This window comes from Salinadaptatus halalkaliphilus (genome assembly GCF_006543045.1).
GTDB lineage: Archaea > Halobacteriota > Halobacteria > Halobacteriales > Natrialbaceae > Salinadaptatus > Salinadaptatus halalkaliphilus.
Map to the genome: position 1 here is coordinate 72,313 of NZ_RBZW01000033.1, position 26,855 is coordinate 99,167.

General features: G+C 63.3%; 29 protein-coding genes. 22 read left to right on the forward strand and 7 right to left on the reverse strand.

The window, feature by feature from the left end; genetic code table 11:
- Window positions 1-6 precede the first annotated feature (6 nt).
- The 12 genes from D8Y22_RS13190 (at window position 7) to D8Y22_RS13245 (ending at window position 13,125) form a co-directional block, all read left to right on the forward strand.
- Window positions 7-1,137, forward strand: coding sequence for a DUF7283 family protein (locus tag D8Y22_RS13190; RefSeq protein WP_141465167.1), 1,131 nt, complete (start codon window positions 7-9; stop codon window positions 1,135-1,137).
- Window positions 1,115-1,618 carry a DUF7285 family protein gene (locus D8Y22_RS13195; protein WP_141465214.1) on the forward strand — a complete coding sequence of 168 codons (504 nt, stop codon included), beginning with the start codon at window positions 1,115-1,117 and terminating at the stop codon, window positions 1,616-1,618. Before D8Y22_RS13190 ends, D8Y22_RS13195 begins: the two co-directional genes overlap by 23 nt.
- On the forward strand, window positions 1,615-2,625 hold the full coding sequence (locus tag D8Y22_RS13200) for a DUF7284 family protein (protein WP_246084437.1): 1,011 nt from the start codon (window positions 1,615-1,617) through the stop codon (window positions 2,623-2,625). Before D8Y22_RS13195 ends, D8Y22_RS13200 begins: the two co-directional genes overlap by 4 nt.
- The gene (locus tag D8Y22_RS13205) at window positions 2,625-5,951 is read left to right on the forward strand and encodes a DUF7286 family protein (RefSeq protein WP_141465169.1); all 3,327 of its coding nucleotides are present in this window, start codon (window positions 2,625-2,627) and stop codon (window positions 5,949-5,951) included. The genes D8Y22_RS13200 and D8Y22_RS13205 overlap by 1 nt, the downstream gene beginning before the upstream one ends.
- A 142-nt stretch (window positions 5,952-6,093) precedes the next feature.
- Window positions 6,094-7,059 (forward strand): cobalt-precorrin 5A hydrolase, encoded by a 966-nt coding sequence (gene cbiG, locus D8Y22_RS13210; protein WP_394348211.1) that lies wholly within the window; start codon window positions 6,094-6,096, stop codon window positions 7,057-7,059.
- A complete protein-coding gene (locus D8Y22_RS13215) occupies window positions 7,056-7,955 on the forward strand; it encodes a precorrin-3B C(17)-methyltransferase (RefSeq protein ID WP_141465171.1) in 900 nt (299 codons plus the stop codon). Before cbiG ends, D8Y22_RS13215 begins: the two co-directional genes overlap by 4 nt.
- Window positions 7,956-7,972: 17 nt before the next feature.
- The gene (cobJ, locus tag D8Y22_RS13220) at window positions 7,973-9,019 is read left to right on the forward strand and encodes a precorrin-3B C(17)-methyltransferase (RefSeq protein WP_141465172.1); all 1,047 of its coding nucleotides are present in this window, start codon (window positions 7,973-7,975) and stop codon (window positions 9,017-9,019) included.
- Between the two features lie 30 nt (window positions 9,020-9,049).
- Window positions 9,050-9,316, forward strand: coding sequence for a ferredoxin (locus D8Y22_RS13225; protein WP_141465173.1), 267 nt, complete (start codon window positions 9,050-9,052; stop codon window positions 9,314-9,316).
- Complete coding sequence (locus D8Y22_RS13230; RefSeq protein ID WP_141465174.1) at window positions 9,313-10,080, forward strand: cobalamin biosynthesis protein; 768 nt, start codon at window positions 9,313-9,315, stop codon at window positions 10,078-10,080. Before D8Y22_RS13225 ends, D8Y22_RS13230 begins: the two co-directional genes overlap by 4 nt.
- A gap of 55 nt (window positions 10,081-10,135) precedes the next feature.
- The gene (locus D8Y22_RS13235) at window positions 10,136-11,365 is read left to right on the forward strand and encodes a CbiX/SirB N-terminal domain-containing protein (protein ID WP_141465175.1); all 1,230 of its coding nucleotides are present in this window, start codon (window positions 10,136-10,138) and stop codon (window positions 11,363-11,365) included.
- Between the two features lie 75 nt (window positions 11,366-11,440).
- On the forward strand, window positions 11,441-11,815 hold the full coding sequence (locus D8Y22_RS13240) for a DUF3209 family protein (RefSeq protein ID WP_141465176.1): 375 nt from the start codon (window positions 11,441-11,443) through the stop codon (window positions 11,813-11,815).
- Window positions 11,815-13,125, forward strand: a complete 1,311-nt coding sequence (locus tag D8Y22_RS13245; protein ID WP_141465177.1) for an outer membrane protein assembly factor BamB family protein — start codon at window positions 11,815-11,817, stop codon at window positions 13,123-13,125. Before D8Y22_RS13240 ends, D8Y22_RS13245 begins: the two co-directional genes overlap by 1 nt.
- Before the next feature lie 33 nt (window positions 13,126-13,158).
- Here D8Y22_RS13245 and D8Y22_RS13250 read toward each other — a convergent pair whose 3' ends face one another.
- The 3 genes from D8Y22_RS13250 to D8Y22_RS13260 all read right to left on the reverse strand — a co-directional run bounded on the left by D8Y22_RS13250 (window position 13,159) and on the right by D8Y22_RS13260 (window position 15,695).
- The gene (locus D8Y22_RS13250; protein ID WP_141465178.1) at window positions 13,159-14,304 is read right to left on the reverse strand and encodes a DR2241 family protein; all 1,146 of its coding nucleotides are present in this window, start codon (window positions 14,302-14,304) and stop codon (window positions 13,159-13,161) included.
- A 2-nt stretch (window positions 14,305-14,306) separates the two neighbouring features.
- The gene (locus D8Y22_RS13255) at window positions 14,307-15,203 is read right to left on the reverse strand and encodes a CbiX/SirB N-terminal domain-containing protein (protein WP_141465179.1); all 897 of its coding nucleotides are present in this window, start codon (window positions 15,201-15,203) and stop codon (window positions 14,307-14,309) included.
- 138 nt (window positions 15,204-15,341) lie between these two features.
- Complete coding sequence (locus D8Y22_RS13260; protein ID WP_141465180.1) at window positions 15,342-15,695, reverse strand: BsuPI-related putative proteinase inhibitor; 354 nt, start codon at window positions 15,693-15,695, stop codon at window positions 15,342-15,344.
- A gap of 199 nt (window positions 15,696-15,894) precedes the next feature.
- Between D8Y22_RS13260 and D8Y22_RS13265 the strand changes: the two genes are divergently transcribed.
- The 3 genes from D8Y22_RS13265 to D8Y22_RS13275 all read left to right on the forward strand — a co-directional run bounded on the left by D8Y22_RS13265 (window position 15,895) and on the right by D8Y22_RS13275 (window position 19,216).
- The gene (locus D8Y22_RS13265) at window positions 15,895-18,102 is read left to right on the forward strand and encodes a PAS domain S-box protein (protein WP_141465181.1); all 2,208 of its coding nucleotides are present in this window, start codon (window positions 15,895-15,897) and stop codon (window positions 18,100-18,102) included.
- A gap of 101 nt (window positions 18,103-18,203) precedes the next feature.
- Window positions 18,204-18,887, forward strand: a complete 684-nt coding sequence (gene nth / locus D8Y22_RS13270) for an endonuclease III (RefSeq protein WP_141465182.1) — start codon at window positions 18,204-18,206, stop codon at window positions 18,885-18,887.
- A gap of 86 nt (window positions 18,888-18,973) precedes the next feature.
- Complete coding sequence (locus tag D8Y22_RS13275) at window positions 18,974-19,216, forward strand: hypothetical protein (protein ID WP_141465183.1); 243 nt, start codon at window positions 18,974-18,976, stop codon at window positions 19,214-19,216.
- A gap of 51 nt (window positions 19,217-19,267) precedes the next feature.
- Here D8Y22_RS13275 and D8Y22_RS13280 read toward each other — a convergent pair whose 3' ends face one another.
- The 3 genes from D8Y22_RS13280 to D8Y22_RS13290 form a co-directional block, all read right to left on the reverse strand.
- The gene (locus D8Y22_RS13280) at window positions 19,268-20,089 is read right to left on the reverse strand and encodes an NAD(+)/NADH kinase (RefSeq protein WP_141465184.1); all 822 of its coding nucleotides are present in this window, start codon (window positions 20,087-20,089) and stop codon (window positions 19,268-19,270) included.
- A gap of 77 nt (window positions 20,090-20,166) precedes the next feature.
- Entirely contained in the window at window positions 20,167-21,477 is a 1,311-nt protein-coding gene (locus tag D8Y22_RS13285; RefSeq protein WP_141465185.1) for a M28 family peptidase, read from the reverse strand.
- A 92-nt stretch (window positions 21,478-21,569) separates the two neighbouring features.
- On the reverse strand, window positions 21,570-21,815 hold the full coding sequence (locus D8Y22_RS13290; RefSeq protein WP_141465186.1) for a hypothetical protein: 246 nt from the start codon (window positions 21,813-21,815) through the stop codon (window positions 21,570-21,572).
- A gap of 220 nt (window positions 21,816-22,035) precedes the next feature.
- On the opposite strand from D8Y22_RS13290, the gene D8Y22_RS13295 reads away from it, so the two are divergent.
- The gene (locus D8Y22_RS13295) at window positions 22,036-22,251 is read left to right on the forward strand and encodes a hypothetical protein (protein WP_141465187.1); all 216 of its coding nucleotides are present in this window, start codon (window positions 22,036-22,038) and stop codon (window positions 22,249-22,251) included.
- Window positions 22,252-22,278: 27 nt separating this feature from the next.
- Here D8Y22_RS13295 and D8Y22_RS13300 read toward each other — a convergent pair whose 3' ends face one another.
- Complete coding sequence (locus tag D8Y22_RS13300) at window positions 22,279-23,007, reverse strand: DUF7117 family protein (protein ID WP_141465188.1); 729 nt, start codon at window positions 23,005-23,007, stop codon at window positions 22,279-22,281.
- 261 nt (window positions 23,008-23,268) lie between these two features.
- Here D8Y22_RS13300 and D8Y22_RS22420 point away from each other — a divergent pair, with 261 nt between their 5' ends.
- From D8Y22_RS22420 to D8Y22_RS13325, 6 genes are all read left to right on the forward strand, one after another.
- Window positions 23,269-23,415 carry a hypothetical protein gene (locus tag D8Y22_RS22420; protein WP_174811851.1) on the forward strand — a complete coding sequence of 49 codons (147 nt, stop codon included), beginning with the start codon at window positions 23,269-23,271 and terminating at the stop codon, window positions 23,413-23,415.
- Window positions 23,416-23,865: 450 nt separating this feature from the next.
- The gene (locus D8Y22_RS13305; RefSeq protein ID WP_005576842.1) at window positions 23,866-24,141 is read left to right on the forward strand and encodes a PadR family transcriptional regulator; all 276 of its coding nucleotides are present in this window, start codon (window positions 23,866-23,868) and stop codon (window positions 24,139-24,141) included.
- Window positions 24,142-24,268: 127 nt separating this feature from the next.
- On the forward strand, window positions 24,269-25,561 hold the full coding sequence (locus D8Y22_RS13310) for an MgtC/SapB family protein (RefSeq protein ID WP_141465189.1): 1,293 nt from the start codon (window positions 24,269-24,271) through the stop codon (window positions 25,559-25,561).
- Between the two features lie 80 nt (window positions 25,562-25,641).
- Complete coding sequence (locus D8Y22_RS13315; RefSeq protein WP_141465190.1) at window positions 25,642-25,992, forward strand: ArsR/SmtB family transcription factor; 351 nt, start codon at window positions 25,642-25,644, stop codon at window positions 25,990-25,992.
- Entirely contained in the window at window positions 25,992-26,288 is a 297-nt protein-coding gene (locus D8Y22_RS13320; protein ID WP_141465191.1) for a DUF7521 family protein, read from the forward strand. Before D8Y22_RS13315 ends, D8Y22_RS13320 begins: the two co-directional genes overlap by 1 nt.
- A 186-nt stretch (window positions 26,289-26,474) precedes the next feature.
- Window positions 26,475-26,825, forward strand: coding sequence for a hypothetical protein (locus D8Y22_RS13325; protein ID WP_141465192.1), 351 nt, complete (start codon window positions 26,475-26,477; stop codon window positions 26,823-26,825).
- Window positions 26,826-26,855: the final 30 nt, after the last annotated feature.

Below are 26,855 nucleotides of genomic sequence, written 5' to 3' on the forward strand. Positions count from 1 at the left end.
CAGGGTATGGATTTCGAGGCACCGGCCGACGCCTGGTACGTCTACGTCGGCGTCGCGATCATCAGCGTGGTGGTTGCGGGTCTCGCAGTGGGGGTATCGACGGGTCCGCCACCCGACGCCGAACAGGCCTCGAGCGCCATCGAGGGCGCGACCGGCAGCGAGTACGCTGCAAGCGGCTCCTACGAGCACGACGCCGAGATCGTGACGATCGACCACCAGACGTTGACGATGGAAAACGACCACGGCACCGCCCACTCGAGTTTCGCGTACGGAACCGTCGTTCCGGTCAACGGCCACGAGCGGCTCGAGAACATCGCGTACGGCCAATCGTTCGAAGACGCCTACGCGGACGAACTGGACGATCCGACCAGCCACGCCACGCTCGAGTTCTTCGCAGCCGTCGAAGACGCGGATGCCGAAAACAGCGGCCGGGAGCTGTACGCCGACGGCGAACTGACCGCCCGAACGGTTGCCGTTCGAAACGACGAGGCGGTCGCCGTCTCGGCCGAACCGATGAACGACGCCGATCTCAGCGAGGATTTCGAGGACGAGTTCGAGGACGAGGACGACGTCGAATCAATCCCAGCGGATTTCTACGTTCAGGCGGAGGGGAAAGCGATCGCACCGATGACGGTCGAGCTCGAAGCGAGCGAGCAACCCGACCTCGAGAACGACGAGACACTGCTCGAAGCGCTGTTTGGCGTCGTCGGCGCGGTCTTCGATTGGGACGAGAGCGTCGTCGACGCCGTCGTCGACTTCTGGAACGACTACATCTGGTGTCGGATCGATCCCGGTGTCGACTGTCCCGACTACGATGTCGAGTTCTATCAGGACCACGACGCGGAGGTCTTCGTGTCGCACTCGGGTGAGACGGCAAGCGAGCACGTCCGCCCACTCGCGCCGCTCGAGGACGTCGAGGATCTCGAAGCACTCGAAACCGAAGATGTCTGGCTCGGAACGTTTCCGGTCGACGTCGAGATTCGCTACACCGGCGGCGAGTTGCTGTGTGCGGGAACGCTCGAGGACTGGGACGATTCGGTCGAGTGTGGCCCCGACATGACTCTGGAAGACTACGACGAACCTCACTGGCACGAGACCCGAGGTGATGTCCACTATGTTACGCTCGTCACGGTCTAGGGCACAGACCGAGCCGATCGCGGCAATCGTCGCCGTCTCGATATTCGCCCTTGCGCTTGGCCTCTATGCCGTGTCGGCACAGGGACTGCTTCCGGGAACCAGCCACCAGGTGACGGCGGACCAGACGATCGATCGCGTCTGGCACGAACTCGAGGACGACGGCTTGTTTCACGCACACGACAACGCCGACGATATCGAGGACCGAGTGACGAACGAATCGCTTCCGGCCGGCGATTCGGTCGCCATCACCGTCACTGCGATCGACGAGCACGAACAACGGCGGGTCGCCTGGGCCGCGTTTCCACCGAACTACAATCCGGAGGAAGGAATCGCGACGGGCACGGACCGCGTCGAACTCGAAGCGTATCTCGAAACCGAGGGAGTGCCCGACGACGCGAGCGTGGCCACCCAATCGATACCGGTGGCCGTCGAGAACGAGGCCGACGTTCGATCGGGGACGCTCCGGGTGAGTGTATGGTGAGCCGTGATCGAGCGATTTCGACGGTGATGGACGTCTCGCTGGCGCTGTTGATCGTCAGTGCAACCGTATTGATGATCGGGATCTTTCTTCACAGCGACGATGGATCGATCGACGGTGACAGAGCGGACCGAGCCTATCAGACGCTCTCGGGATCGACCGTGACGATATCGTACGATATGACTCGGGAGAACGAGTCGGGACACGCGCCAATCGAGAGCGAGCACTTCGACCAGCCCGAGGGACTCGAGCCCGACGAGACACCGGAACTCTATACCGTGACAGTCTACGACGCTGCGACTGCGTTGCTCGTTGAGGCGGCGCTCGTCAACGTCGAGTACGACGGCCGACAGCCACTGGCCTACGGCGACGAAGTCGAACGCTCGGTCGATGCTGGAACACGGGGACAACTCGTCGGAGCAGACGACTCGATCTACGCCGTCGCGACGTGGGAACCCTACGCGAACAGTACGATCAACGGCAGCGCAACGATCGGCGATCGACCGCCACGGTCGGCCGATATCTCGAGTACGAGCGCAACGGTGTCGACGAGACTCTCCGGTGTCGATCACGAGGCGATCGCGGAAGGGTACTACGCAACCGGCGTCGACGGCGCCGCCGCCGAAATCGCGGCACTGATCGTCGACGCGCTGTTTCCGGTCGCCCAGACCCAGTACACCCTCGAGTCGACGCTGACGGAGAACTCGATCACAAAATACGACTACCGCAAACTCGCGTTGGCGTTCGGTGGCGAGGACCTCGAAGACGATGTCGACGACGAGATCACGGGCACGAACCCGAACACCGAGAACGCAAACGAGCTGCTCGCGGATGCACTCGCCGAGACGATCGCCGAAGATATGCGCGACGATCCAGTTCGCGACGACCTCGAGCGGACACGTCGTGCGAATCGAGGCGATCTCGAGGGATTCACGCAGGACGCCGAACCGTTGCTCGAGGGGTACGTCGCCGTCGAAACTGTCGACATCACGGTCCAGGCCACAGAATAATGACCGGGAACTCACCACGCCCACGAACCGTTTCGCTCGCTTCGGACGACCGCGCTCGGATACCGTTCGCGATGATCGCCGTGTTGTTGCTCGTCACCAGCGTCGTGACGATCGGCGCACTCGAGCAGCGATCGGCACCCGTCATCGAACAGGAGGCCGATCTCGTCGCCGATCGAACCGAAACGGCGGCGCAAGCCGAATTACGGTCGGCTGCCATCGACGCGAGCCATCAGGCGGTCAGCGCGCCGGTCATCAACGCAAGCGAGAGCGAAATTGACGCGATCGACGACCGGCAGGATCAGCCGGTCAACTTCGAGCAATATCTGAAACTGCTCATCTACCTCGAGGCCCACGATCGGTTACCAGCAGCCGGCCAGAGTCTCGGTCCCGACGCGTCGTCGACGGTTTCCATGCCGGACGTGACCAAACACGGCGACGGTGCGACCCTGAGCCCGGACGATGCTATCGACCGCGTCGATCTGACGATCGGCGACCGTCCGGGGACGGAACTCGAGCCCGGGCTGGTCGAGGTGACGATTCGCGATGTCGAAATCGATGTCGATGTCGCGGGCGATCCGGTGCCGGCGGCGTCGAACGAAGTGACGACGACGATCGGAACCCCGGCATTTCAATTGAACGAGCGTACCCAGACCTACGAGTCGACGCTCGATGCGGGCTTTTTCGACGAGTCCGGTGACGAGTTGGACAACGAACTCGACGGCCTCGGGCAACGGATGGCTGCCCGCCTGTACGCATTTGCATACTTCAAAGCAGGCTGGGATCGGATGCACCGCACCCAGCGGCCCGCCGATCACGACTTCGAGCGGGTACTCGAGCCCAACCATACGGAGGTGCTCGCGAATCACGCCATCTTCGCGACCCAAGAGGACGTGTTCGGGACACAGGATCCCTACGCAGAGCGAACGTTGCGACCCGGATACACCTGTATGGCCTATCAGATGGGAGAGTCAATGCGGGACGACGACGATGATGGGGCAGTTGGTGGTGACGACGGAGCGGGCGACGATATCGTCGACGGCGACGAATTCGGGATGGACGACGATGTCGAGGACACCGAGGAAAACGAGTCGATAGATATCGAGGCACAGCTCTGTGATGGCGGTGCCGTCCAGAAGTGGTTGTTCGGCGACGAAGCGACCGGGGAGCTACCGGAGATGCCGGAGCTCTCCGAGCTGATCCAGGAGGGGCTCGGCGAGATGGACGTGATGAACCAGCAACAGGAGGTGCCGATCGAGACCCTCGCGGGCGTCTCCTATCAGTACTACGACGTTCAGACACACGGCGACAGCGTCGACGAGGAGGCGTTGTTCGAGGAGTCAACTGCAGATCTGTTGGATGTCGCCGAAGGCGAGGGGAAAGAACGCTACGACGACGAGATCGATCCTGGCGACACGCCCTCGCTCCAGAACGACGGGAGGAGTATTCAGCGGATAGCTGACGAACTCTACACCGTCGATATCGATACGACGGGTGGGGATGCTTCGATCGCAGGCCAGGTTCCATCGGCCGGCAGCCCGCCCTCTGGAAATCACTCACTCGATAGCTTCGACGTCGAGATGACCGACATAACGGCTATCGAGGTCGATCACGAGGCGTATCCCGATCCCGACGATCCGTCGACGACGGATACCCACGACCGACCGATCCATCACGTCGATGCCCGCGCCGATATCGAGATCTACGCGGTCGAAACGTGGGAACACGACGAACCCGACAACGCCGCGAAGTATGGCGAGTTACCCGAAACAAAAACCGAGGATCACAACGAAACCGTGACGGCCGACCTCTCCCTCGAGGTCACCAGTGAGTACGATTTCGAAGAGGTTGGATTGTACAAAGACGAGTTCGAAATACAGTCCGAACCCGATCTCGAGAGCGATTATCGCCACCTCGAGTCGGCCGATATCGACCTCGACGAATTCGAGCACATCGAGAACGAGTCGGTCATCGAGCCGACCGACGCGAACGCGACCACGACGGTCGGCTACGACGTGAACTTTCTCCAGGTGTTCGTCGACGCGGCGCTGGACGTGACTACCGGCGTCGATCACTACGGGACGCTCGAGGACGATCTCGAGGCGAACGTTGGACGGCTCGACGGAAACAGCGTCGGGACGACGGGGTCGGGCAGCGATACGTCGACGAATCGATCCGATGTCGCTGCGCAGTTTCAGGGTCAGATACTGGACGAGGCATACGACGACCGGTACGAGCTCGAGGCGATGAAAGCCAGTCGCGAGACCGGGAAACTAGAGGACGACCTCCTCGAGGAGTTGAACAGCACTGATGAGGCCTTTACCGACTGGTATCACGAGGACAACAACAGCTACACCGTCGATCGGGTCGATATGTTGGACACGGACGAGGAGCCGGTCTACGGCGCAATTACCCACATCGAGGACGTCGAAAACGAGTTCGTCTACGCGAACCTTTCCGCAGATGGTCCCGAGGATACGTTCGCGACCCCGGGCGAGTTGGCCACCGCACAGGTGCGACTGGCGTACTTCGATCGGCTCTATCACTACATCGAGCGGATCGCAGACCAGTATCAGGAACAGGTCGGTGAGCTCGAGGACGAGGTCGACGATTTGGGGGGTTCGTTCGATATGGGCGACGATCTACTCGGGTTCGTTCAGGATGTCCTCAATGCGGATGTCGAACGCGATCCCGAGGAGATCGAGGGATCGCCGGTACTCGACGACGCCCACTTCGAGGTGTCGGGATCGCCGACGTACATGACCCACGAGAACGTCTCCGAAGACGAAGATCCGGCGGTGCGGCCGGCAAACGCGACGATAACTGATTTCGACGCGGAAACGGAACACGTGCCGTTGACGATTCAGAGTGAGAATCGGCTTCCCTGGCCCGGGTTACCGATTACCGCTGTACCGCCGACCTACTGGTTCTTACAGAGCAACACGTGGACCAATACGATCCGTGGCGAGTACGCTCGGTTCGAGGTCAGTGCGACGGTGGGCGATCCCGCCGATGCGGATCGGTTGACCTACGTTCGGGAACGCCGACCCGTCGAGCCCGAGTTACACGACGGAACCGAGGTAACGCTTGGTGTGAACGAACCGATCACCTTCGAGAGCGCGACGGAGGTCGTCGTCGTGATGCCGGGCGGTGTCGTCCAGACCGGCGCCGTCCCCGCCGTCGCCGATACGGAGCCAACAGCAGGTGGCCAGACCGCCTGCTCGCCGACGTGGGAATACACCGGGCCGGATTTCGACCCGGTAAACGATACAGCACCCGAAAGCGTCTGCGATCATCCCGAAAACGCGACCGCCGAACTGCTCGAGTAGCAGCGCTCGATTCGTTCGTCTCGAATTATCAGTGGTATCTAGAGGTAAACTAATATTGTATATGAGAAACGCAGCTTGTATTAGGGAGGACGACTATGGGTTCGCTCGTGAGCACTCGAGCCAGACAGCACGGAGGATGGATATGAGTTCAGAGCCGGACGACAGCGGCGGTCACTGTTCGACGGCCGACAGCGACGGTGAAGTCGCCGAAGAGATCGCGATCGTCTCCTTCGAGCGCAAACTCGAGACGGCCAGGGAAATCGAGGCTGAACTCGCGGATCGGTACGCGTCGATCGATATCCTCGAGTACCACGGCGAGATCTTCGAGGAGTACTGGGGCGAGTACGACTGTTTCGTCGGCTTGATGGCCTCGGGGATCGCGATGCGCAAGACGGCTCACTTGCTCGACGACAAGTGGGAGGATCCGGCGATCTGTGTCGTCGACGAGGAACTCACCTGGGCGATCCCGATTACGGGTGGCCACCACGGTGCAAATCAGGTCGCCCAGGACCTGGCGACGATGGGCGCCGTACCGGCGATGACGACGGCCTCGGAGGCAGCTGGCAAGCAGGGCGTCGAATCCCGTGCGAAAGCGATGGATACCCACGTCGTAAACGGCGACTCGACAGTGAAGACGAATCTCGCCGTTCTCGACGAGAATCTCGGTCCCGTTGCTCGGCTCGAGGGGCCTCGCGCAGTCCTCGTCGGCGACGACGTCACGGTACTCAAACGCAACGCCGACGACGGCATCGTGCTCGGGACCGGCAGCGTCTCCGGTGCGAGCAAAGAGGCTTTCCTTGCGGCCTGGGATCAGGCGCTCGCCCGGACCGACTACGGCGTCGGCGACGTCGAGTTCGTCGGGACGGCGACCCGAAAGGAAGACGAGGACGGGTTGCTCGAGGCCGCCCAGGAGCGCGATCTCGGTGTCGTGGTCTTCGACAAGGAGACGCTGCTCGAACACGAGGGGCCGACGCCGTCGAAATCCAAGGAGCTGATCGGCTGGCCCGGCGTCTCGGAAGCCTCGGCGATCGCGGGCGGCGCCGAGCAGGAACTGGTACTCGAGAAGATCAGTTACGAGAACGAAGTGACGGTGGCGATCGGTCGATGAGCTCGGACGTCGACGGAACGACCGGCGACGCGGAGGCAACGAGTGGCGATGACGCTGGGACGCCCGACGACCACGGCACGCTCTACGTCGTCGGGATCGGACCCGGTTTGCCAGATCAGATGACCAAGCGGGCAAAGCAGGTCGTCGAATCTTCGGAGGTCGTCATCGCCTCGAGCCTCTACCAGGAGTTTCTGCGCGATGACGGCACCTTGCCGGCCGAGGATGCCGTCGACGACGATGGCGTCGCGACCCGCGAGGACGGGTTCGAACAGGAGATCGTTCGCTCGACGATGGGACGCCAGATCGAACTCGCTCGCGCGGCCTTCGAGTACGTCCGCGAGGGGAAAGACGTCGCCCACGTCTCCGGTGGCGATCCGTCGGTCTACGGCAAGTCCGACCTAATCTTCAAGATGGCCGACGAGGAGGACGCGACGGACGTACCGATCGAGATCGTCCCGGGGATGACGGCGGCACTCGGTGGTGCAGCCAACGTCGGCGCGCCGCTGTGTAACGACTTCTGTACGATCTCGCTGTCGGACAAGTGGCGCGGCTGGGACGAGATCGAGGAGAAACTACGTGCTGCCGCGATCTCGGGGTTCGTGATCGTGCTGTACAACTGCTGGCGCAACTACGAGAAGGCAGTCGAGATCGTCCGCGAGGAACGGACCGACGACGCCCGTGTCGCGATCGTCAACGACGCGGGTCGGGCTGACGCCGGCCGCAACGGCGAAAGCGAGTTCATCACGACCCTCGGTGAGGCCGCCGACCACGACGACAAGGTCTCGGGGATGGGCACCTCGCTAATCATCGGCAACCACGAGACCGAAACCTGGCGCAACGACGATCGAACGTACCTCGTCACGCCCCGCGGTGGGCGTGACGTCGACGACTTCTAACCACAACACGAGAAACTATGAGTACTGACATCAACGCGGACGCTGACGCCGAATCGACGTCGAACTGTGGCGCTTCGACGACCGAAACCGAAACCGAGTCCTCGAGTTCGAGTTCGAAATGTGGCGCCTCCTCGAGCACGAGCAACACCAGCGACGCCTCGAGCCCCTCCAAATGCGGCGCCTCGAGTTCGTCGTCGGGTTCTACGGGCTCGAGCTGTGGGGCCTCGAGCTCGGACGACGACGCGAGCACCGAACAGGAGGTCGGGGCGACCGTCGACGACTTCGACGCCGACCCCGGCCAGCTGGTCGCCGTCGGGCTCGGTCCCGGCCACCCGGAAGGGATGACCGAACGGGCGAAGGCGGCGCTGCTCGAGGCCGACCACATCGTCGGCTACACGACCTACATCGAACTCATTCCCGACGAGATCACCGAGGAAGCCGACGAGATCTACGATACGCCGATGTGTGGGGAAGTCTCCCGGACCGAGGAGTCGATCGATCGCGCGCTCGCGGGCAACGACGTGGCGATCGTCGGCAGCGGCGATCCGAACGTCTACGCGCTCTCGGGGCTGGCACTCGAGATTCTCGAGTCCAAGGGGGCGACGGCGTCGATGGTCGAGTTCGACGTGGTGCCCGGCGTCCCGGCGGCCCAGTCGTGTGCAGCGCGTCTGGGTGCCCCGCTGGTGAACGACACCGTCTCGGTGTCGCTGTCGGATCACCTCGTGCCGATGCCCGAAATCGAGTCGCGGCTGCACTCGGTCGCGAGCGAGAATTTCACGATCACGATCTACAACCCCTGGAGCCGCAAGCGCCGCGACAACTTCCAGAAGGCCTGTGAAATCCTGCTAACCCACCGCGATCCTGATACCCCGGTCGGCATCGTCCACGGGGCCGGTCGCGAGGACGAGCAAGTGATGATCACCGACCTCGACGACCTCGAGGAGTTAGGCGAGAGCGAGATCATCGACATGACGACGACCATTGTCGTCGGCACCGAGGACACCTACGTCTGGGACGACCGGATGGTCACCCCACGCGGCTACGAGACGAAGTACGACTACTGAGACGAACGCTCGAGCGCTACAACACTACCAATGCCACGATACGAAGTTACCATCGAGAAAGACGCCTGCGACGGCATCTTCGCCTGTTTGACCCGCGACCCGCGATTCGTCGAGGGTGAGGACGGCCTCGCCACGATCGATCCGGGTGCAGATCCCGTCTACGACTGTGAGGGCGAGGTCACCGACACCGACGAGCGAGTCGTCGCGACGTTCGACGACGACCGCATCGAGGAGGCCAAACAGGCCGCCACGGCCTGTCCGACGGACGCGATCGTCGTCGAGGAGGTGGATCGATGAGCGAGACGGAATCCGCGATCGAGGACGACGCCGACGCTGAAGCGACCGACGGCGACGCCAGCCTCGAGATCGAGGCGCCGGCCGACCCGCTCGTAGGCCACCCCGCCACGGCGTACTTTTGGGGTCACGTCGCCGGCAGCGGTGATGTCGAAGATAACGGAATCGAGGTCGTCACCAACGACGAGCGCTCGGCGCAGGTGCTCGCGGCGATCGCGGGCGGCGACATCGAGCACGGGACGACGAGTCGCGACTACGCCCACGACACGTCGATTACCCGGACCGAAGACGAGTACACGCTCACGATCGGTGCCGATAGCGACGATACGGGCGCCACCACCACCGACAGCGACGAATCGGGGCTGCTCGGGCGCAGCGGCGCGCTCGGTCTGCCGGTCGACGGCCGTGGCAACTACCGGTTCGGGGCGTTCTCGAGTCACGATCGGGAACTCCTTCGCGGACTGCTCGAGGGCTGTGGCACGATCTGTTTCAAATCCTCGAGTGGCACCGTTGGCATCTCGTTCGTCCACGACGATCGGGAGCTACTCGAGTTGACCCAGGAGCTGCTCGAGGAGTGTCCCGTCGAGGCGACGTACGGCGACCTCGGTGAGACGTCTTCGGGAGGCTACTGGTTCGGCGTCGACGACGACGCTGCCTCCGACTTCGGCACGTGGCTCTACGACGACTGCGAGGCGACGGGGCTGTTCGCGCCGAGTCGCCGGCGGAAACTCGAGCGCAGCCTCGAGCAAGCCGAAGCCGACGAGTAAGCCGCCGACCGCCACACAAGGGACGAACGAACACACTATCGACGGATCCACACGAATGAGCACACCACACAACGCGTCCACGCCCGCAGCCTCGTTCGACGACGAGGCCATCCTGCTGGTCGGGCACGGCTCTCGCCGCGAGAAGTCCAACGAACAGGTTCGCGAGCTGGCAGCAGACCTCGAGTCACGGCTCGGAATTCCGGTCGATGCCGCCTTCCTCGAACTCGCGGCGCCGTCGATCGACGAGGCTTTCGCCGACCTCGAGTCGGTGACCTCGCAGGTAACCGTCGTCCACTGCTCGCTGTTTGCCGCGAGTCACGTCAAAAACGACGTGCCGCTGTCGATCGAGCAGGCCCGGGCGAGCTACGACCTCGAGATCAACAACGGCGCACACCTGGGCATTCATCCGGCGATTCTGGACCTACTCGACGACCGCGCTGCCGCCGTCGAAGCGGCGTTGGGCGCCGACCGCACCGAGGACGACGTCGCCGTCGTCCTCTGTGGCCGGGGCTCGAGCGATCCCGACGCCAACGGCGACGTGCACAAGCTGGCACGGCTGTTGTACGAGGGTCGTGCGTTCGACCGCGTCGAGGCGTCCTTCGTCGGGGTAACGGAACCACTGCTCGAGGACACTCTCCACGGACTTTCGAAGCACCGACCCGACGCGGTCGTCGTCCTGCCATACATGCTCGGCGACGGCGTGCTCACCCAGCGCGTTCGCGATTGGACCGGCGAGTTCGACGACGACTACCCCTACGTCGACGCGCTGGCGGGCGATCCGCTCGGAACCGACTCGCGGCTGCTCGACGTCTTCGCCGATCGCTGGCAGGAAGCCCGGACCGAGAGCGTCGAGATGTCCTGTGACACGTGCAAGTACAAAGTCGATCTCGAGGGCTACGAGGAAGACGTCGGCGGCGCTCGCGCCATGCTGCGTGCACTCGCTCACCAGGAGGCTCACGCGGATCGCGACGACATCGACGACGATCCCCACACGCACGACGCACCGGCGAAACACGTCACGGTCTGTACGAACCGGACCTGTGCCGAGATGGGCTCGCCGGCCGTCCTCGAGCGACTGCGCCAGCAAGCCCGCGACTCCGAGCACTGCGACGTCCAGATCACGCGCTCGTCCTGTCTCGATCGCTGTGGCGACGGGCCGATGGTCGCCGTCTATCCGGACGGCATCTGGTACGGTGACGTGGCGGCCGAGGACGCCGAACGGATCGTCGCCGACCACCTCGATCGAGATCGCATCGTGAGCGATCTCGTCGATCAGACGCTTTAAAAGCGAGACGGTACAGCTACACGACTGTCAGGTATTTCGACCACCCACCACCGATACAAACCACATCCAGCACCCATGTCCTGTCACGAAATCGAAGCACTCAGACTCGGGTTGATGAACGTCCTCGGCGTCGGGGACGACAGCGCCCGCGAACACGCACAGAACGAACTCGAGGGTCACCTCGAAGGACCGATCGAAGGTCTCGTCGAGGCAGACACCCTCGCCGAGATCGAACGCCACCTCGACGCGGCACTCGTTGACCTCGAGGAAGAGGTCGCCGCCATGGAGAGCGACGACCCCGAGTACGACTACACGCGAGGTCGCCTGCTCGAGGTGCGAAACGCGGAGCGGGCTCTCGGCCGATTGACGAGTCAGGGCGAGAGCATCGTCGACGGCCTCGGCGACGCACACCACATGCTCCACGAAACGTTCCCAGTCGAGGACGACTGATGTCGACGACAAACACCGATACCGAATCCGATCGGACGGCCACATTCGAGAGTTACCCACTCGGCACAATCGATCCCGCTCGCAGCCGTCACATGTGGACGCGTTCTGCCGTCCACGTCGACGGCGACCTCGTCGTCGCCGGCCAGTGGAACGGGACCGTCACCGCCTTCGATGCTCCGGAAACGGAACCCGGGTCGCTCGAGTGTCGCTGGACCGTCGATCACCCGGATCACGCGGTCGGAATAACGACGCTGCCGGGTGAAGATGCGGCCGAGACGGGGACCGACGACGCGGTGATCGTCGCCGGTCGCGGCAAAACGGGGACGATCGCGGCCTATGACGCCGCGACCGGTGACCGGCGGTGGAGCTACGACACCGTCGACGATGTCGGTGAACACGTCCAGGACTCGATCTTCTATCTGCCCTACGTCGTCGCGCTCGAGTCGGCTGGCGCCGACGCGGACCCAATGCTGTACGCGGCGGCCCGCCGGTACGAACGCGACGGCGAGACGAGGCAGTGGCACAGCGTCGTCCTGGCGTTCGACGCCGACGGCACCGTTCGGTGGCGCTACGAGACCGACGCCTCGCCGATCGCGATCGATCTCGCCGAGGATGGAACGCGTCTGGCTGTCGGCTACAACCGCTGTATGGGCGACCACGACACCGGACTTGTGATGCTCGAGGCCGAAACCGGCGACCTCGCCTGGACGTGGGATCCGGGGACCGAGGGCGACCGTCGCGTCGGCGACGTCGCTATCGACGGCGAGACTGTCGCAGTCGCGAGCCACGGCGACAAGCGCGGCTACCTGCTCGGTCCCGGCGGCGCCGAACGGTGGGCCGTCGACCTCGCGACCGAAACCGACATCGAGGGGGAGACGCTGTATGCCTATCCGAATCACGCCGCTGCGAGCGACGGGCGGGCGACGTTCGTGACGGGCAACACCTACGCGATCAAGAGTCGCGAGACGGAGAACCGACATCCCAACGAACACCGGATCGCCACGTTCGACGGAGCCGGGAATCAGCTGTGGGACACCGCGGTCCGGGGCTTCGTCCACGGACTCGCGACCGACGGCGACCGAATCGCCGCCCCCTGCGCCCAGAACTTCCGGGTCCGGGACCCCGACACCCACGCCGTTCGATGGTTCGACCGTGACTCGGGACAAGACGGCTGCGAGCGTCTCGAGAGCGTCGCAACCGCGGTGGCCGTCGACGGCGAGACGATCGCAGCGATCGAAGAACCCGTCGCCTACCACGACGACGGCCGAATCCGCGGCGAATATGCGCTCCGGGTCGGCTCGCTCGAGTAACGTCCGGGGGATCTCGACGGAAACGAAGACGATTTATTCGTTCGTTCGTTCGACCGCCTTGAGTCCGTCCGCTCCGAATCGTTTCGCGCGGAGGTATCGCGCCCGGTACCGGTTGGCACCGTCGCCAACGTCGGCTTCGCGGATTTTGTCGGTTCGATCCTCGGCGACGGCGTCGACGATCGCCGAGAGCTGGTTCAGTTCGCTCGGGGTCACCTCGAGTTCGTAGGTTCGCTCGCGCTCGCTCTCGAGGATGGTCCACTGGCGGGCAGCGGCGACGACGAGCGAACAGGGCTCGCGACAGGGAAACGGGCCGTCGCCGCCGTCGACGGCGAGTTCGTCGTCCTCGTCGTAGTGCCACTCCCGGCGGCACAGACACTCCGTGTCGACACAGCAGGCTTCGGCCACCCACTCGAGGGCCTCGCGGGGGAGTTCCTCGAGAATATCGTAAATGCCGGTCTGGCGGGCGGCGGTCTCACGCCAGTGAGAGATATCGAGGTCGCCGTGCAGTTCGCGATGCCAGTTCGCGATCGTCGCCGGATAAAAGAAACCGACCGTCTCGACGAGTTCGTCGCCCGAGAGGCCGGTAAACGCCCAGCCCGACGCGAGTGTCGGCGCCGTCTTCAGCGGCCGATACCGTCCGTCGGCGTCCTCGGTCGCGATCGCGCGAGCGTCGCGCGGATCGTCGAAGACCTCGAGGTCGGCGACATCTGCGTCGGCGTCGGCGACGTGCCAGCAGTCGTAGACGCGCTCGCCGTCCGTATCGGCGTCGTCGAGATCGCGGAATCTGGTCGTGATCGCTAGCTGCCCCCATTCACGGTCGATCCCCTCCTGGAGGCCGGCGTATCGCTGTGACACAGTCAGTGGATCGTCGATCGAGACGTGCTCGAGGCCGTCGTCTCCGCCGGCGATCGGCGCTCGTTCACACCACCGGAGAAACGCCCGCCGAGCAGTTCCGTCGCCGCCGACGCGTTCCTGCCAGTAGTGCCAGTTCGTCACAGAGGCCGGAATCGTCTCGAGGATATCCCGGAGAACCGACTCGGAGGGAGCCGTCCGGTGGAGATCCGGCGTCTCGAGGGAGTACTCGTCGTCTGCGGCCGTAATTCGAAGTCCATCGAACTCGATGCCCCCGTCGGCGGCAGCCTCGAGGATGGCGTCGACGGGAATGGGGTCGGCCGACACGGTCAGTCACCCACGGTCGTCGTCGGTTTCCGATCGTGGTCGGTATCGCCACCGACTACGTGCTCGCTTTCGACGACATCGTCAACGTCGGCACCGGCGTCGTGGGCTCGCTCGAGTAGTACCGACGCCAACAGGTCCTCGGTCCCAACTGCGCCGGCGTACCAGACGCGGTGGCCGTCGACCGCGGCCGGCACGTCCCAGCCCGTCCGGTAATCGTCGGTCAACCCGACGTCTTCAGGAATGTCCTCCTGTGTGTGGTAGCCGTCGGCGATAAAGAGCGGAACGAGCACGACATCGTCGCTCTCGAAATAGTCGGTCACGTCGTCGACCTCGGGTTCCTCGTCCATGAACAGCGCTTTCACCTCTGCGAAGCGGTCCCGCGTGCGGATGCGCTCGGTGTGATATTCGATGGCCTTCGCGGAGTTTTCGTTGCGCTCGGTGCCGTGGCCGACGACCGCGAGACCGACCCCATCGCCGACATCGGGATCACCGGTCACACTCTCTGCGCGCTCGACGATCACGTCGGTCATCGCGTCGTGCGTGCCGACGGGCCCGCAGTAGTGGATCGTCTTCTCGACGTCGGTCGCCTCGAGAGTTACCTGCGAGGCGTCGGTGCCGTCGGAGTTCCACAGCGCCGGGTCCCAGCCCTCGAGGCGGAGTTCCCGCGGGATCACCTGTTCGGTGAAATAGCCTTCGCTGATAAACAGCGGGACGACGAACACCTCCTCGGACTCGAGCGTTCGGACGACCTCGCGAAAGTGCGGTTCTTCCTTCCAGAAGGCTTCGCGGACCTCGTCGAACGCGCTCGTCTCGCGGATGGCGTCGGCGTGGGCGTAGGTCGGACTCGAGGCGTCCGGATTCAGATGCGATCCGTGCGCCGCGACGACCAGGGCTTGCATATCGAGGGGTTAGGCGGGCGGTCGTTTATACCCTGTGTCGGGGGCATCGTTTGCTTTCGTCGCGGACAGACGTGTGGACGTGTCCACCGAGCCCGACAGCGACTGGGCGAACCTGTGACGAACGGACGCCGCCGATGTTCACGACGACACCGTAAACTCGCTTCGTGCTTCACAGTCCGTCTCTCGTGCGCGCAACTCGGCGACGGCAGTGTACTCGCCTGGACGGGGATTTTCCCACTCGCCTTCGTAGGTCGTCGTCTCGCCCGCCTCGAGCCGGTCCGTACTGAGCAGCTGTGCGAACATGCGGCCGTCGGTAAAGCGCCAGATCTCCCGTTTCTCGTCCCGAACGACGAACTCGGTCTTGCCCGAATCCGAGAAGTTGATCTCGACCGGCTCGCTGCCCTCGTTTCGGACGGTAAACGCGAATTCGACCGTCGGCGATTCCCCGGCGGTGGGCTCGACGGTCACCGCGAGCGTTCCCTCGAGTGTCATAGGACGAGAGTGGCCCCGAAAGCAGATATATGCAAGGGCTGCAGGGAGACGGATCGTGAACCGACGCGTCGGCGGCATCTGTCCGTCGACCGAGACAGGTGTCGAGCACGTTCTTCGAACAACCGAACGGCGGATTTCCAAATTGTGTTGGAGATGCTATTATCCACGAGACGGAGAGAGTACACTGACGGTGACTGTTATGGAGTTGGATTCGGAGTCTTCCGGGACGGACTGCAGTTGTGCGCATATTCAACCGGTATCGAGTACGACGCCCGTCGGCGAAACGATCGAAGAGACGATATTCGAGAGCGTGGACGACGGGATTCTCGTCGTCGACATCGAACACGATGCCGACGGTATCGAGTTTTCGTATCGAAACGCGAACTCGGCGTTCGAGTCGATGACCGGACTGTCGACCGCGGATATTCGCGGCAAGTCCCCGGAAGACGTCCTCGACGAGTCGATAGTCGGCGAGGTTCGCAAAGAGTATCGTCGCTGCATCGACGCACGCGAGACGATCACGTGCGAAGCGACGCTCGATCTCCCCGCCGGCCGAAAGACGTTCGAGACGAAATTGACCCCGCTGTTCGAGGACGGAGCGGTACACCGAATCGTTGGCGTCGCTCGAGACACGACCGAGCGCAATCGACGGGAACGCGAGCTTCGACGAACGAAAGCGTTGCTCACGGACATCGAGCAGACGGCCAACGTGGGCGCCTACGAGGTAAATCTCGAGACCGACGACGTTCGGTGGACCGAGGGAATGCGTCGGCTCTTCGAGGTCGACGACGACTTCGAACCGACGGTACGATCGAGCCTCGAGTTCTTCCACCCGGACGACCGTGACGAGATCGCCGAGTTGTATCGATCGCAGCTAGACGACGGCCAGTGTCGGTCGATCGAAGCCACCGTTCTCACCGCGACCGGGACCGAACGAAGCGTGAGTGCGTACGGGTACGTCACCGACATCGACGGGACGGCGTATCTCCGCGGGTACGTGCGGGATATCACGGCCGAAAAGGGCGACGAACGCGCACTCCGTCGGAGTCGTGACTATCTCTCGAAAACGGAAGCGATCACGGCTATCGGCGGCTGGGAGTTCGACTGTCGGACGAACGACCTCCGGTGGTCGGCAGGGACGCGAGCGGTGTTCGAGGTGGCCGACGACTATCAGCCGACGATCGCGGACGCGATCGAATTCTACCACGCCGAGGATCGGGATCGAATCCGATCGCTGATCGACCGCTGTCGAACACACGGGGAGCCCTACGACGAGATCCTCGAGGTGCGGACGGCCGATGGAAACCAGCGGTGGATTCGATCCCTCGGCGAACCCGTCGAATCCAAGGGCGATGTGGTGGCGTTACGCGGCGCGGTGCTTGACGTCACCGAACCGAAGCGGCGAGAAGAACAGTTACAACACTACAAACGGGCGATCGACGCCTCGACCGACCTCATATACGCGATCGATCTCGAGGGAGAGTTTCGCTTTGCCAATCCGCCGTACTGTTACTACCACGGGGTTGACCAAGACGACATCGTCGGTCGATCGCTGGGGGATATCCTCGGCGAGTCGGACTACGACGCCGTTCAGGAACGTCTCGAGCGCGCCGCAAACGGGGAAACCGTTCAGTATCGAACGACCAGAACGCACCCGACCAGGGGTGAACGGACGCTGGACTGTCGGTACTACCCGTACAGAGACGACGGCGAGATCACCGGTATCGTCGCCATCCACCGGGACGTTACCGCCCGAGAAGATCGCGCGACGCAGTTACAGGTCGTGGATCGGCTCCTTCGGCACAACATTCGCAACGATCTGACGGTCATCCGCGGACGAGCCACCGACCTCACCGACGCGGTACCGCCGACCGCCACGGACGCAGCCGAGGAGATTCTCGAACAGACCGACGACCTGCTGCGAACGACCGAGAAAGCCCAACCGATTACGAACGTCCTAACCGCCGACTCGGAACGCGATTCGGTCGATATGAAGACGCTGGCCGAACGGCTCGCCGACGCCTACGCCGACTGGGAACCCGACGCCGACGTGACGGTGACTGCACCGGAACCGACGACCGCGACTGCGGTGCCCGAGTTCTCCAGGGCACTCGAGGAACTCGTGAGAAACGCGATCATCCACAACGATTGCGACCGTCCGACGGTCGATATTCGCATCGACCAGGCGCCCAAAGAGGTTCGAGTGAGCGTTCTCGACGATGGGCCTGGCATCCCAGAGACGGAACGCAACGTGTTGGAACACGGCAAAGCGCCGACGGACCTAGTTCACGGCAACGGACTCGGACTGTGGATGGTATACTGGGTGGTCCATCGATCCGGCGGCGAACTGACCGTCGCCGACCGTCGCTCACGGGGGACGAGCGTGACCGCCCACCTTCCCCGGTAACCGCCTCGCCACCTCGACGAAAGGGCATCGACCTTCTCGGTCGGAATGGATCGGCCCGCGAAAACCGAACGCTGAAACCGACCGACTCCAACCACATCCGTATGGGAACCCCTCGAGAAACCCGCCGGGAGCAGGCCGAGGAGGTCGTCGACCGCTTAGAGACCGAGTATCCGGACTCGACGATTTCGCTGCGGTACGCGAACCGCCTCGAGTTGCTGATCGCGGTGATCCTCTCGGCACAGTGTACGGACGAACGGGTAAACGAGGAGACGAAACACCTCTTCGAGCAGTACGACGGCCCCGAAGACTACGCGAACGTTCCCGAAGACGAACTCGCCGAAGACCTGAACTCGATCACCTACTACAACAGCAAAGCCGGCTACATCAAGAACTCCTGTGAGACGATCCTCGAGGAACACGACGGTGAGGTGCCGGATACGATGGACGAACTGACAGCGCTCTCGGGCGTCGGTCGCAAGACCGCAAATGTCGTCCTCCAGCACGGCCACGACGTCGTCGAGGGGATCGTCGTCGACACCCACGTCCAGCGGCTCTCGCGGCGACTGGGCCTGACCGAGGAGGAGCGCCCCGAGTCCATCGAGGAGGAGCTGATGGAAATCGTTCCGGAGGGCTACTGGCAGCAGTTTACCCACCTCTGTATCGACCACGGACGTGCCACCTGTATGGCCCGAAATCCGGACTGTCACGACTGCGTGCTCGCCGACATCTGCCCCTCCGAGAAGGGCGACAGCGAGATCGACCTCGCTTCGGGCGACCCCTGGTAACGGCGGCCTCGAGCGCGTGTTTGGACCCGACCATCGCAAGCCCAACACTGTTTCGACGACCGGCGATACTTCCGGTCGGGACTACAATGGCCAACGATACTGACGAGACCGGCAAAGACGAGCACGGACGGGACATCGAACTCGCGAAAGAACGATCCGAAGATGAAGACGAGGACGAACTTCCCGAGAAACAACAGGAAGCCCGCGAGCAAGCCGACGAGGAACGGCGACGACAGGATATCGAGCACAAGTCGACCGACCGGGAAAACGACGCTCTCGAGAACACGAACCCCGATGACCACCGAGACGAAGAACCATACAACAGCTGATCGCCCGCCGTTCCCTTCGATCGCTGCTCGTTTTCGGAGCGACGTGGCTCGTTACTGCGAGACGGGAGCCGAAAGCGTCGCGACCGACCCGCCGGGCGAAATAACGACGCGGCTACCGACACCGATCGTTCCGATCGACTCACCGTCGACGACGAGTGCGACCGCTCCCGTGTCGCGCTCGACGGTCAACACGAGGTCGTCGGTCGGGAGCACCCATCGTCGCGTCCGCCTGACGAACGGCGCAATCGGGACGACTGCGACGCCGTCGACGACCCGCGAGAGTTCCGGCCCGTCGATGGCGCTTGCGTATCCGTGGCTCCCCGCCGGCGTCGCGACCACGACCCCGTCGGCCCTGAACGACGCGACCGATTCGTCCCGACTCTCGACGCCGAACTCGGAGATTCGCGCCGGTTCGTCGGTCACCAGCGTCACGTCGAACGCCGCTCGAGTCGACTCGACCGCCTCGAGAGTGCCGTGCTCGTTGTGGCTCTCGCCGCCGCTCCCGTCGGTCGTCGGCTCGATGGCGACCTCGAGCAACTGGTGGCGGCGAACGGTCGCGTCGCCCTCGAGTGCCGTTTCGAGTGCCACACCAGCCCGGTCGTGCTCAGCGGACTCGATACCGCTGATCGAGCCCGTCGGAAGCACCGGACAGCCGAGGCGTTCGCGCGCGATTGCCGACAGCGTCGATTCGTCGGGGACGATCACGACCGTCGGCTCGAGGGCGAGAACGTCCTCGATTCCACCGGTAACGAACTCGGCATCCCACGTATCGCAGACGCCCTCGAGGGCGGTGACATCGAGCGGCGTCCGCCCGTCATCGGGCTCGAGAACGCCGACGGTTGGCTCGTCCCCAGGCTCCCACGCGCGGCTCATACGTCGGCGTTCTCCCGGCCCGGTCAAAAGGTGTCGGATTCCGAGCCGAGAAAGCGATCGTCGGAACTGGTCGTGGGCTACGTCTTGAAGGGCCAATCGCCGGTGATCCGCATGCCTTTCGCCAGACCCTGCTCCGCCAGCGCAGTCGCGATCGAGTCGGGCTCGCGGTGATCGACGGTTCGCGCCTCGCCCGCGAGCTCGACGACGAGTGCGGTCAGCAAGATCGCCTGCTCGCGGAAGGTCCGTCGCTCGAGTTTCTCGAACGTGTCGGCTTCGGTGTGACCCCAGCCGCGGCCGACGCTGTCGTCGCTCGAGGAGACGTGATAGCCGGGGACGCCGCGTTCGACGAACGGCCAGTGGTCGCTATGGGGGCCGAGCGTCGGTACGACCTCGATCGGGTGCCCGTAGCGGTCGGCAACGGCGTTCGCGGCGGCCGCGAGGCTGTCGAAGCCGTTGGTCTGACACGAGAGCGTGCGGCTGCCGACGACACCGTCGAGGTTGATGACCGCCTCGATCGCCTCGCAGTCACAGGATTCGGCGTACCGCGTCGAGCCGACGAGGCCGACCTCCTCGGCGCCGAAGGCGACGAACTCGACGCGGCTCTCGAGGTCGTCCTCGCGGGCGGCGAGTGCGGCAGCGAGTTCGACGACCATCGCCGTTCCCGCGCCGTTGTCCAGCGCACCCTCGGCGATGTCGTGGGCGTCGACGTGACTCGTCACGAGTACGCGTCGATCGGTCTCGGGACCGAGTTGGGCACGGACGGTCTGGCTCTCGGCGTCGTGGATATCGGCCTCGACCTCGAGGGTGATCTCGTCGCCGTCGTAGCGCCTGACGAGTCGGGCGCCAACCTCGCTCGAGACGCCGACGGCCGGAATATCGCCGATCGGGTTCTCGTCGGTGCCGACGCTGCCGGTCGGCGGGAGACAGCCCGCGACGTGGTTTCGGTAGACAAAGCCAGCGGCGCCGGCCTCGACGGCGTGATAGTACTTCTCCCGGCGGTGGACGTACCGCTCGGCGTGGTCGGGGATGTCGCTGCGAACGACGACGATCGATCCCTCGAGGTCGCGATTTTCGAAGTCTTCGGGCAATCCGTAGCCCAGATCGACCAGCGGCGCCGTGACGCGCTCGGCCGGACTTCGCGGCAACGCGATCGATCGAAGCCGTTCGTCGTCGGCTTCGATTGCACTCTCGCCGCGCGTCCAACCCTGGATCTCGAACGACTCGAGTCGGGCCTCGCGCGCCCCTGCCTGCTCGAGCGCGTTTCGTGTCAGTATCGCCGCTTCGCGTTCGCCGTCGCTGCCGGCCATCCGAGTGCCGATATCGACTAGCCCCTCGAGATGGGTCCAGCCGATGTCGCTGGTGAATCGATCACCGATCCAATCGCTCATAGCGGGTAGTCGGCGTGCAGTCTGGTAATGCTACCGCTCGAGGGCCACTCACGAGGCCGTTCGGACGCCGCGGATCTCTCGTCTGATACGGTTTACTGTAAGTCATTGCCGGCGCAACCGCGACCCGGGCGGCGGTTGCGCCGGTAAATCGTTACAGCAATCCGTATGAGCGCCGCGGCGCCGACGCCGACGATAGCACCGAGTCCGAGACCCGGCAGGAAATGTTCCGTCCCACTGACCGCCGCGAGACCGAGTCCGAACACGAGCAGCGGGACCAACAGCAAGACGGCTATCTCAAGGACGAACACGTTCAGCAGCCGCGCTTTGCCGTCGGTCATAAACGCCATGGACCTGAGATACCGATTACTGTAACGGTTTACCGGCGTACCCGCGGCCCGAGCGACGAGTGCGCCCGAAACGACGTACAGGAAACCGTATGTGACGAGCAGATTACTGATTGTATTGTGGAGGCACTCGAGTCGCAGCCGCTGCTCGAGCGTTTGCGAGCCGGCAGTTGCAGGCCGTATCGAAAATGGCCAGTCCGTTGATGCGTGTGGCATGAAAGTCGTCTTCAAACCCGGGAATGCTTACGAAGAGATCAACTGCTTCGATTTCCGGGAGTACGAACAAGGTGTGGTGTTGCACGACGAGAAGGGGTACAACATCGGCTACGTCCCACACGAGATTCTGAGTCACATCGAACCCCACGCCGGCGAGGAGGTCGCGTTCGAAGACGGCAAACCGCCATCGTCGGACGACGAGTACGACGAGTGACGAGCGATCCCCGCTTTTCGGCACCGGTTACGTATCGACGCCGCCGACCTCGAGGCGCTCGAGGCGATCCTGGGCGCGGGTGAGCGCGGCATCGTCACCGCGAAGACCGTCGGCGAGCTCGCGGGTAGCCTCGATTAGTTGTTCGGCCGTCCGTGGCTCGACGTCGCCATCGAGCATGCGGATGCGCTTGACGTGCTCGCCCAGGGTTTCGACGGCCTGTCGTTCGCTCGTCGCGTGGTCCCGGTCTGCAGCCCAGGTGCGGACATCTCGGCGGTACTCCCGAACGGCGTTTGCGTACGCGAGCCCCCGTCCGCCACGAAGCGATTGTGGAACCTCGTCGACGGCTGGGCGGTCGCCGCCGTCTGCATCCCGGAGCAACGACAGGAAGTACAGTTCCTCTCGCTCCTCGAGGGAACGGCGCCGAGAGACGGCGTCGGCGACGTGGCGAAGTTCGGCCGCGACGAGGTACGTATCGTCGAGTGGCTGGAGCGCTCCCGCCTTGATGAACCCGCGTTGGCGAACGTACTCACGAGCCGTTTCGTGGGCCCGGTTGGCGAGGTCTTCGGTCGGGACGTCGTCGATATCGGCCCGCACCTCGGTCAGGTCGAACGCGACCCGAAGATCGGTGTGTTCGGTGCGTTCGTCGAGGCCGACACTCTGGAGACTGCCACAGGCCGGACAGCCAATCGACCCCGTCTCGTAGTACGACCACCGGGTGCCACAGGATGTGCACTCGCGTTCGCCCCTGATCTTCATGTCCCAGCGTAGGCGAATCCAAGCAAAAGGTCTCACGGACTCGTACGGACCGTCGGTGGCAGTCCCCGGTACAACCGCCGATATACTGCCGGGCAAACGATAGTAACGACTGCAACTATCGTAACGACTGAAACATGATTACTGCCCGACACCATACCGTTGCCCCACTTATATCGTCAGACGAGGTGCAACGAGCGGTCGTGTGCGCTCGAGTCGAAACGTCCCAATGACCTTTTTGGGTTCGGCCCGCTAACATGTGGTATGCGTGACGAAGACGAAATCCGCGAGCAGTACGAATTTCTCACAGAACACCTCGAGAGCGAGGAGATGAGTCACGATGGCGTCAAACGGATGTTCACCTATTACAAGCGTGCTATCGGTTGGGTGCTCGAAGAAGAACACATGTAACCCGAAGTGAACGAACGTATCACATCTCGAGGCTGTGTCGTTACCTTTAAGTATGCACAGCGGAATTTGTCTGGTGACGCTTCGCTTGGAGGGCCGAAGCGTCAGCGGGGACCAATTCAGGGCGGCAAGCGATCGCGTGACGTTTTTCCCGTCACGCGATCTGCTTTCCTGTTTACTACGAGACACTAATTGGTAGCGTCGAGACCCATCTAATGACGAGCGAATCGGCCTTCATTCGGCGTCTTAGAGTATAAGAATACGAATAGAAACCCACTGGAGTGTAAACATGAATTTCATATTATGCAACCACCAGTGCGCGATACGTCACGGTAGTTATCATTTTGGTTGAGCCTTCCACGTCTTTCGTTCGCCAGTAAGGCTCCGGTTTCGCTCGATAAAACCCGATAGCCTTATTAAAATTCGACAGTAAGTACGGGTGGTACGTTCCCAATGTACGACCTGACAGGATTTCAGCGTGACTTGCTCTACGTCATCGCTGGCGAGGAGGAACCACACGGATTGGCGATCAAAGAAGAACTCGAAGAGTACTACGAAAAGGAGATTCATCACGGCCGGCTCTACCCAAACCTGGATACCCTCGTCGACAAAGGGCTCGTCGAGAAAGGCCGTCGCGACCGTCGAACGAACTTTTATACCCTCACCCGGCGCGGCCAGCGCGAACTCGAGGCCCGCCGCGAGTGGGAAGCCCAATACGTCGACCTCTAATCGGTCTCGAAGCTTCGACCGATAGGCGACGGACGAGTCACCGACCATCGGTTTGGCGACCGATCTGCGTTTGCACTGCGCTCGAGTCAGCAGACCCCTTATATGATCTCGCGAGGAACGTCAGGAAGTGAACGAGGTTCCCCTCCAACTGGCGGACGCGCCACTCGACGAGACGGTGGTCCGGATCGCTCTGGCAGGTGCATTGGGAATGTTTCTGGGCCTCGAGCGCGAGTGGTCCCAGAAGTCCGCCGGCATTCGAACCTTCTCGCTCATTAGCCTGCTTGCGGCGGTCTTTACCCTACTAGTCCTCGAGACCGACATCGGCGAGAGCCTGTTGATTCTGGGCGGCTTGCTCGTCATCGTCCAGGGCGTGTTGCTCGCGGTACAGGGATTGCTCGGGGAGGAAGACGCCGGGCTCTCGCTGACGACGTCGGTCTCGATGCTCGTCGCCTACGGCGTCGGCGCGCTCGTCGCGGCCGGCTTCATCATCGAGGGAATTACGGTCGCCGTCCTCTCGTCGCTGTTGCTCGTGCTCAAACGCGAACTCCACGAGTTCGCCTGGGGACTCACCCGCGAGGAGATGCGCTCGACGACCGAGTTCGCCATCCTCGCGTTCGTCATCTACCCCCTGTTGCCCGCCGAGATCACCCTCGATCTCGGCCCGGTGACGATCCCGCTCGAGCCCCAGGTCATCTGGCTGATGGTCGTCGCCGTCGCGGGAATCGGCATCGTCAACTACGCGATCGTCTCGACCTACGGCGGGCGTGGCATCGCCGTGACGGGCTTTTTCGGCGGACTGGCCTCCTCGACGGCCGTCGTCGGGACGATGCTCGATCACGTCCGCCAGCGACCCGAGGCGGGGTCCTACGCCGTGGCCGCCATCCTGTTGGCAAACGCCGCGATGGCAGCCCGAAATCTCGCCATCGCCGTCGGGTTTACGGTGGGCAGCGGGACAGCCATCCTCCTCGAGGCGATCGTGCCGCTGGGAGCGGTTATCCTGCTGGCGTTCATCGTCGCTGCCCTGACAGCGGACTGGCGCGAGTCCGGGCCGATGGAACTCGAGAGTCCGTTCTCGCTGACCAACGCGCTGGCTTTCGGCGCGGTGTTTCTGATCGTGCTCGTGTTCGGATCACTGGCCGAGACCTGGTTTGGCACCCTCGGTTTCTACGCGACCGCCATCGCCAGCGGCTTCGTCTCGAGTGCCGGCGCGACCACGTCGGCTGTCGTCCTCTATCGCGGCGGGCAACTCGGCCCCGCAGAAGCGACGATCGCCATCCTGCTGGCGACGGTCTCGAGTATCGTTGTCAAGGCGCTGCTGGCCTCGACGTCGGCCAATCACGACTTTCGGAATCAGGTCGCGGCCTACAGCGCGTTGCTGTTACTCGGCGGGGCGGCGGCGTCGGTACTGATCGTCATCTAGAGGTGCGATCGGGCCGGTCCGTTCGCTGGGCCAGCAAACGTGAAACGACCTTTATTTCGTGTCGGCCAAAATGATCGTTCGTGGCCGACGATTGTGACCCCGCTGCCGTGTTCGCCCTCCTCGACGACGAGTACGCGCGGACGATACTCGCGGCCACGAGCCAGCAATCCATGACAGCAACCGAACTCAGCGATCAGTGTGACATGTCGCTCTCGACGGTGTACCGACGGACCGAGGACCTCGAGACGTGTGGCTTGCTCGAGACGCGAACCGAGATCGACGCCGACGGTCACCACACTGCGGTGTACAGCGCCCGACTCGAGCGACTGACGGTCGAACTCACCGACGGTGTCTACGACGTTAGTCTGTCGACGAAATCGAGAACACGCGAGTTCGCGGACGCGTTTACCGATCTCTGGGAGGGGTTGTGATGGTCGGCGTCTCCCAACAGGTGGCGATGGATATGCTGACGGTCTTGTCGCTTGGCCGGGTCGTTCTCGGACTGGTCATCACGACGCTTGCGATGATCGGATACCGAAACAACCGTAGCCATCCGATGCTGGCGCTCGCGGTCGGCGTCGCCTTCCTGACGTTCGTGCAGGTCCTCCTGTCGATCGTCATGGCCCGACTGGGAGAACCGTATCTGATCTCGCTCTCGACGATGCTTGCGGAGCTCGTCGGACTCTCGCTGATTCTGTACTCGATCGTACTCGCTCGGCGACAGTGACGACCGGGTGGACAGAGAGGATCCTCGAGTGAGACGAGCTGTTGTAATCGCTTACTGCCGATCGCCCGAACGGGTCAGCGATCGGCGGGACATCGTTACACCGGTTCGTACGAGCCGCCCTCGTGTCTCGATCGTCGCACACGAAAGCACCGACCTCTTTTTGCGTCCGTGCAAACGTCCACTACGATGATTGGGGCGTTCACAGTTGGGAAGAAAGCGGTAACGTTCGGCTACAAACGCTACGGCGTCCCTGGTGCGGTCGCCTCTGGCGGCGCCGTCCTGGCAGGATACGTCCTCGTCCGACGTGCGCTTCGGTCGACGACAGAGGCCGACGAACACACCCTCGAGTCGGCCATCGACGCACAATCGATCCAGCAGGCCGTCGACGAGGGCGGTCTCGAGGCCGTCGCCGACCGGGAGGCCCTCGAGGAGTCGGTCGACACCGAGGCGTTTCAGGCTGGCGTCGACGACCTCCAGTCGTCGGTGCGTGAGGAAACCGACGAGTTCGGAGACGACCACGCGCGAGAAAACGAGTAGACGACCGAAGAAAGACGAAGCGACGCGAGA